The following is a 7,455-nucleotide window of genomic DNA, read 5'->3' as shown; positions in this document are numbered from 1 at the left end:
CCATGTCCGCCATAAAGACTCGATAACGGCCAATTTTATCTGTCAGCCAACCACCAATCAGGTTACCAACAATAGTTCCGCAGACAATTGCTGAAGCCACCACACCAGTCATGACAGGACTTAAAGAAAACTCTGAGATAACTTGCTCAATACCAAAGGACAGCGTTGTTAAATCATAGGCATCAATAAACACCCCAATTAGTGCCAACCAAATAACTTTATTCGATTTACCCTTCCCTGCAAATTTTGAAATTAATTGTGAAACATCATCGGGAGATTTAATTTCATAACGATGGTTATGATCGAGTTCTTGTGTGCTCACTTAATAATTCCTAAACTTTAATAACAGGAACAAAATAATGATTATTCACATAATACAAAAACAAATTAATCTGATGTTTTAATCTAAATTATAGAATTATCTTTTCATTATTTACTCAGCAGTAAAACCGATATAAAAAGACAAAATAAAAGCTGGTATTTAACCAGCTATTTATTTAAAGGTTTTCCAAAATATTAACTCGCCTCAGCAAGTCTTAATTCCTTTAGATTACGATATTTTGCACCGCGGTGATTTTCAGGCAAATATGGCCCAGCACCAAATAATTTTTCTCTTAATGTTCCTTCTGCATAAGAGGTTTGATATACCCCACGTTTTTGCAACTCTGGCACAATAAACTCAACTACATCGGCAAAGGTTTGATGCGCCAAAATATAGGCAAGGTTGAAACCATCAATATCGGTATCTTCAACCCATTGTTGTAAAGCATCTGAAACTGTTTCTGCCGAACCCACCAATACTGGCCCATTACCGCCTAAGCTGTTCCAATTTGCAATTTCTTCAATGGTCCAAACACGCTCTGGATCTGCATTTACATAAGAATCTAATAAAGATTGAATTGCGTTGGTTTGAATATATTCAACTTTATCCGTTGGCTGGTATTGTGAGAAGTCCACACCCGACCAGCCAGATAGCAATGTTAAAGCGCCATCGTAGCTTCCATAGCTTTGATATTCTTTAAACTTAGCCTGTGCTTTTGCATCGGTTTCATCAGTGACAATCGACAAAAGCGCATAAATTTTAACAGAGTACGGATCGCGGCCTTCTTGAGCCAATTTCTGGCGAATACCTTGTACCACTTTTTTAGTAGCAATTTTAGAAGGTGCTGCTATGAATACGCACTCGGCATTTTGACTAGCAAACTTCTGCCCACGTGAAGATGCGCCTGCTTGGTAAAGTACTGGTGTTCGCTGCGGTGATGGCTCACAAATATGGATGCCCGGTACTGTAAAATATTTACCTTCGTGCTGAATTGAATGCACTTTTTTATGGTCAGCAAAAATACCGCTTTCACGATCACGAAGTACCGAACCTTCTTCCCAAGAACCTTCCCAAAGTTTGTAAAGGACTTCTAAGTATTCATCAGCAATATCATAACGATTGTCATGATTAACCTGAGTTTTTAGGCCCAAATTTTTCGAACCACTTTCCAAATAAGACGTCACGATATTCCATCCAACTCGCCCTTTGGTTAAATGGTCTAACGTGCTAATACGTCTAGCAAAAGGATAAGGGTGTTCAAAGGAAATAGAGGTCGTGACACCAAAGCCCAAATGCTTTGTGACTGCTGCCATCGCTGGCACAATCTGTAGTGGATCATTGACCGGAACTTGTACCGCGCCTGTTAAGGCATGTTCAGCACTTTGATGATAAACGTCATAAATACCAAGCACATCTGCAATAAAAATACCGTCAAAAAAACCACGCTCAAGAATTTGTGCTAAATCTGTCCAATATTCTAAATCTTTATATTCAACAGATCGATCTTGAGGATGTCGCCATAATCCAGGAGATTGGTGGGCAATACAATTCATTTCAAAAGCATTAAAACTAATTTTCTTAGTCATAAAATATCAGCCAGCATTTTATTTAATTTTTATACTAAAGCAATTTTTACGTTTTCTTTATAATATAAACCCCAAACAAAATATGATTTTATTCTAATAGATTTTTATAATTTAATTTAAACAATCAAAATAATATTAAGCCACTAAAAATAGCAGCTTAATATCTAAAAATATAATTTATTGTTTAGCAACATTCCCTATTCTCCATTGATACGGAGGTAATGTGCCGTTTACACTAAAATCACCGATAATTCGATTTTTAAATACTCTCGGGTTATGTGAAGATAAAGTTCGTACATTACGCCAGTATCGATCTAGGCCTAAATCTTTGTCTGTTGCAGAAGCACCTAAAGCATCAAATAAAATCGTAGAAGCATTTAAAATTAGATCGGTAATGACCGTTTGAGACTGTGCACTTTCAAGCTCGGCAAGTGCATTTTGCTCTTCTTCAAGCTGCTCATTATTTTGAAATGCAGCCAAATAAGCACGTTGTAAGCTTTGTGCGACTTTTTCAACAATCGCCCCTGCACTGTAAGCCGCGCCACGAATTTGTCCTACGACTTGTAAAATTTGTGGATCCTGTTTTACAAATTGGGCATTCGCATGCGTGTAGTTTCGGGTACGTTTAGCAACAGCTTGAGAAACATCATAGGTTGCAGCACGTCCTAGACCTGTAATGATTGCCAGTTGAACCAGTTGATAGTAAGCCGCTGAATATTTAAAACGGTCATCATCAGGTAAAATTTCAGTTTCATCGACCAATACGTCATGGAAATATGCTGTACCACTCGCGGTAAGTTGCTGACCAAAGCCATTCCAGTCATCAACAATTTCGACACCTTCATCTTCACGGCGAACAACGACTGAGCCAGATTCACCCTTTAAATCTGTTACACCAACGTCCACCCAATCGGCATATAGACTTCCAGTGGTGTAATATTTTTTACCTTTAACGCGAATTTTTCCTTCGCTGTCTCGATATAAATGTGTTTCGAACTGATCAATTGACTCTTTCCCGCCTTCAGACCATGCACTACCTACTGTTTCCCCATTTGCAATTCGGCTAAGCCAACGCTGTTGAAAAGCTTTGTCTTTACTTACCAACACATCTTCAGTGAAACCAAAATGCACACGCAAAGCTTGCGGTAAGTTTGAATCGGCTTCTGCAAGTTCAACGAGTAATGCAAATAATTCAGGAATGGTTGCATCAAAGCCACCATGAGCTTTGGGAAGTCTTAGCCGTGTAAAACCAACATCTTTGAGCCACTGAAGTTGTTCATAGGGCAAAATATGCTGCTGCTCACGGATTAAAGCCCCTTCTTTAATACGGGCAAAAGTTGGTCTGAAATTTTTTGCCAATTCATCATAACGTTCTGAAGGCCCTTCACCCCACACGCGAGAAATGATTGAAGCCTGACTGAGTGCTGCATGTGTTAGTGAACCGAGATGATGCTCAAAATTTAAATTTGTCATGTAAGTAAAACCAATATTGCTTTGCTTTTACCATAAAATATTTATTTCACATGAAAACGATTATTTTTTTATAACTGTATTCATTCTTTATATAAGAACCTAAACACAAAGATAAAAAGCTCATCTATCAAGCCCTAAGATAACTCTTTTTGTCTAATGCTCTGCTGGCTTTGCAGAAGTGTTTGTATATATTCTGAATAGACAGATAACTTTTCGAAAATATGCTCTGAATAGAACATATCATCAATTAAATGTGTCATTTGCCCAGCAGTAAAGGTGTCGCATAAACCAACCAGCGCTGCGTTCATTTGAGCGAATTTCGCGCATAGTTTTACATAAGTTTCATCTTTATTTTTGAATAATAATTTCCGCATTTCTAAGCCATTTAGATTTTTTAAGTCATCATCTTTTGTGGTTTTAATCCAATAAATTTTGACCTTTAAAAATTGCTCCAGTGCTTTTAAATGCTCGATATCTACGTCTAAACTCGTAATTAAAAAAACGGTAGAGAGATCACTTCGGCACAGTGCCTTGATTAAGCTTAAATAAATAAACTCAACTTCATTAAGCTCTGCAAGTTCCAAATCTATATAAATTTTTAGACTTTCTAAAACGTCATCTACTTTAAAGAGTACTTTCTTCTCAGCTTGGTAATATTTATTAAGAATAGAAAGCACAGGCACTGTCGCAGGCGTTGTATAAATAGCGGCCTTGTTTAAGTTAGCAAAAATAAATGGTGAAAATAGATAGGCAACATTACTTTGCTGTGCCTCAATATGAGATTGGATTAAATATACAGTTTCAGATTTAGAAAAGTCTCTGAGTACTTTCGCTCTTAATAAAGTAGCTTCAAAATTAACGTAGGTTTGCTCTAATTGAGCCAATATAGATACAGGAATAGGCTGATTTTTAATAATTTTATGCAGGACATTGAGTTGAGAGGTAATAAACATTTTTTAACATCCAAGCTATTTTAGAAGAGCTACACTTAAATCAGGTCTTTAATAACCTACGTAACAACCAGACCTCACGCAAAACAACAAAGGAATAAAAGAGAAGAAAATATTCTGCGCTTATTACCCAAAGTCGCATTTACTCTGTTTTGGAAAGTGATTTTGGCCATTCGTAAATCTTGTTCATTTATTTTGGACTTTTGAAGAATGGATACATAGCTACAGATATTTGAAAAAAAACTATAGCACACCTCATGAGTGCTTCAGACTGTTATAGTTTTATAAAAAATTTCTGTATCTACATATACAAAAATAGTAAGTGCATGATTAAGGAAACTTCTTAAGGTAGGTAGTTTTCATGAGACGATCTATTGCATATCGCCAGATATTTCATCAATGTTTCAATGCAACATGCATTTTTACAAATGCAACATCAAGCATAAACTTTGTTAACAGACTGAGAACAATCAATCAGTCTATTCTCTTGAAATATCAAGCAATTATATTGCTCAACCCTGTTGGCATTTTACTTGCTAAGAACATTTATCACAGAAGCAAGTTTAATCGTCAAAATACTTTGTTGCCTGAAAATAAGTATTTAACTCATTTAACCATCATCAGCTAGTTCACAGGGGGAAAGTTTATGAGCCTCGGTCTAACCGCTCTAGAATTAGCGCGAATACAATTTGCTTTTACAGTATCCTTCCATATTATTTTTCCGGCCACTTCCATTGGTCTTGCCTGCTTTTTAGCAGTGCTAGAGTGGAAATGGTTAAGAACCCAAAACCCGATTTATAAAGATCTATTTAAGTACTGGATTAAGATCTTTGCCGTTGCCTTTGGTATGGGTGTGGTCTCGGGCGTGGTCATGAGTTACCAGTTCGGTACTAACTGGAGTGAATTTTCACGCGTCGCCGGAAGTATTACTGGCCCTTTACTTACCTATGAAGTCTTGAGTGCCTTCTTCTTAGAAGCAGGTTTCTTAGGCATTATGTTATTTGGTTGGGGACGTGTCGGTCCTCGAGCCCATTTCTTCGCAACACTTATGGTGGCCATCGGAACATGTATTTCCATGTTCTGGATTCTATCTTCTAATAGCTGGATGCAGACACCTCAAGGCTTTGCCATCGAAAATGGCATTATTGTGCCAAAAGACTGGTTTGCAATTGTCTTTAACCCATCCTTCCCTTACCGCTTTGCCCACATGGGTGCAGCCGCCTTCTTAGTTTCATCATTATTGGTCGTCGGGACATCTGCATGGCATTTAGTAAAAGGCCGTCGTGATGAATTGGTGAAAAAATCGTTCTCGATGGGTCTCTGGATGGTGCTTGTGACTTCATGTTTACAAGTAGTAATTGGCGATAACCATGGTTTAAACACCCGTGAACATCAACCAGCCAAACTTGCAGCAATGGAAGGTCACTGGGAAACCAATCACAATGAACCTATGCCATTATTGCTATTTGCAATTCCAGATATGAAAGAAGAACGTAACCACTTCGAAGTGGGTGTTCCTTATTTGGGTAGCTTAATTTTAACGCATAGCTTAGATGGCCAAGTGACAGGCTTAAAAGATTTCGCACCTGAAGATCGTCCAAATTCAACGATTGTTTTCTGGAGCTTCCGTGTGATGGTGGGTCTTGGTGTACTCATGGTCACTCTTTCTTTAATTGCACTTTGGTTACGTAAGCGTGGAAAACTCTATGAAACTTCGTGGTTCCATAAATTTGCCTTGGTGATGGGACCAGCTGGTTATGTTGCAATGCTTGCAGGTTGGGTAACTACTGAGGTTGGCCGTCAGCCATGGGTGGTGTACGGCATTATGCGAACTAAAGATGGACTTTCACATACGGTTTCAGCAGATCAGGTCGGACTGAGCCTGTTTATTTTTGTGGTGGTCTATACCATCGTTTTTGGTAGCGGTATCTACTACACCTTAAAACTGATTAATAAAGGTCCATCATTCATTGATTCACCAAATGTTGAAACTGGTGGCGTAGGACACTTTAAAACACCAATGCGTCCACTTAGTGCGGTCGATGAAAATATTGACAGCAAACAAAACTCTGGGGAGAACCGTCATGATTGATCTTTCTTTAATATGGGTCGGTATTATCGGTTTAGGTGTCATGATTTATGTGGTCATGGATGGTTTCGACTTAGGAATCGGGATTATGTTCCCCTTCATTAAGAACAGCCAAGAACGTGACGTGATGATGAATACCGTCGCCCCTGTCTGGGATGGTAATGAAACGTGGATGGTACTCGGTGGCGCTGGTCTATATGCTGCCTTCCCACTGGTCTATTCAACAGTTTTATCAGCACTATATTTACCGATCATTTTCATGGTGATTGCCCTGATTTTCCGTGGCGTTGCTTTTGAATTCCGTTTTAAAGCTCATCGCACCAAACACCTTTGGGACTTGGCTTTTATTTGGGGTTCAATTTTAACCAGCTTTCTCCAAGGGATTATTTTAGGTGCCTATATCCAAGGGATTAAAACCGAAAATGGTATTTATGCTGGTGGTCCATTTGACTGGTTATCTCCATTTACGATCTTTACAGGTATTGGCGTAGTGGCTATGTATGCCACTTTAGGCTGTGGCTGGCTTATCTTAAAAACTGAAAAAGGCTTACAGCAACGTATGTATGAGCTTATGCCAAAGCTGATTATTGCATTGCTCATTATTTTTGGTGGTGTGAGTTTATATACGCCGTTGACTCATCCTGAAATTGCAGATCGCTGGTTCTCTTTACCAAATCTGTTCTATTTTAGTCCTGTGCCTATTTTGGTCTTGTTGTTTGTTGGCCTGATTTTATCAGCGTGTAAAAAGCAAGATCACGACCTCAAACCATTTGCATATACATTGGCCCTCGTTTTCCTTGCATTTACTGGATTCGTGATTAGTTTATGGCCATATATTATTCCGCCATCAGTCACCATCTGGCAGGCCGCAGCACCACATTCAAGCCAAATGTTTGCTTTGGTCGGTGCACTTATTTTGATTCCAATCATTATTGCTTACACCATTGTGTCTTACTGGGTATTTAGAGACAAAGTCCGTGTAGGTGATGAAGGCTATCATTAAGTATGGAGGGTTTTATGAAAAAGTCATCCGTT

At 38.6% G+C, this 7,455-nt stretch carries 6 protein-coding genes; 2 read left to right on the top strand and 4 right to left on the bottom strand.

Annotated elements, in window-relative coordinates; translation table 11 throughout:
* The 4 genes from UC75_RS19655 to UC75_RS01425 form a co-directional block, all read right to left on the bottom strand.
* Nucleotides 1-322 (bottom strand): MFS transporter (locus UC75_RS19655; protein WP_228137006.1); only part of this gene is annotated, 322 nt, incomplete at its 3' end.
* Nucleotides 323-516: 194 nt separating this feature from the next.
* The gene (locus tag UC75_RS01435; protein ID WP_049836454.1) at nucleotides 517-1,908 is read right to left on the bottom strand and encodes an LLM class flavin-dependent oxidoreductase; all 1,392 of its coding nucleotides are present in this window, start codon (nucleotides 1,906-1,908) and stop codon (nucleotides 517-519) included.
* 177 nt (nucleotides 1,909-2,085) lie between these two features.
* Nucleotides 2,086-3,381, bottom strand: a complete 1,296-nt coding sequence (locus UC75_RS01430) for an acyl-CoA dehydrogenase family protein (protein WP_049836453.1) — start codon at nucleotides 3,379-3,381, stop codon at nucleotides 2,086-2,088.
* Nucleotides 3,382-3,515: 134 nt separating this feature from the next.
* Entirely contained in the window at nucleotides 3,516-4,334 is an 819-nt protein-coding gene (locus UC75_RS01425) for a hypothetical protein (protein WP_049836452.1), read from the bottom strand.
* A gap of 643 nt (nucleotides 4,335-4,977) precedes the next feature.
* Between UC75_RS01425 and UC75_RS01420 the strand changes: the two genes are divergently transcribed.
* Together UC75_RS01420 and cydB are read left to right on the top strand one after the other, a co-directional pair.
* The gene (locus UC75_RS01420; RefSeq protein WP_049836451.1) at nucleotides 4,978-6,423 is read left to right on the top strand and encodes a cytochrome ubiquinol oxidase subunit I; all 1,446 of its coding nucleotides are present in this window, start codon (nucleotides 4,978-4,980) and stop codon (nucleotides 6,421-6,423) included.
* Nucleotides 6,416-7,423, top strand: a complete 1,008-nt coding sequence (cydB, locus tag UC75_RS01415) for a cytochrome d ubiquinol oxidase subunit II (RefSeq protein ID WP_004702253.1) — start codon at nucleotides 6,416-6,418, stop codon at nucleotides 7,421-7,423. Before UC75_RS01420 ends, cydB begins: the two co-directional genes overlap by 8 nt.
* The last annotated feature ends 32 nt before the right edge of the window (nucleotides 7,424-7,455 follow it).

Source organism: Acinetobacter sp. V2 (assembly GCF_001188385.1).
Classification (GTDB): Bacteria; Pseudomonadota; Gammaproteobacteria; order Pseudomonadales; family Moraxellaceae; genus Acinetobacter; species Acinetobacter oleivorans.
The sequence above is the reverse complement of the archived record's forward strand: the minus strand, read 5'-3'. Positions and strand labels throughout refer to the sequence as shown.

Excerpts from the sequence above, each read along its gene's own strand:
- UC75_RS01435 (WP_049836454.1), bottom strand. The coding sequence starts at position 1,908 with ATGACTAAGAAAATTAGTTTTAATGCTTTTGAAATGAATTGTATTGCC.
- UC75_RS01430 (WP_049836453.1), bottom strand. The coding sequence starts at position 3,381 with ATGACAAATTTAAATTTTGAGCATCATCTCGGTTCACTAACACATGCA.
- UC75_RS01425 (WP_049836452.1), bottom strand. The coding sequence starts at position 4,334 with ATGTTTATTACCTCTCAACTCAATGTCCTGCATAAAATTATTAAAAAT.
- UC75_RS01420 (WP_049836451.1), top strand. The coding sequence starts at position 4,978 with ATGAGCCTCGGTCTAACCGCTCTAGAATTAGCGCGAATACAATTTGCT.
- cydB (WP_004702253.1), top strand. The coding sequence starts at position 6,416 with ATGATTGATCTTTCTTTAATATGGGTCGGTATTATCGGTTTAGGTGTC.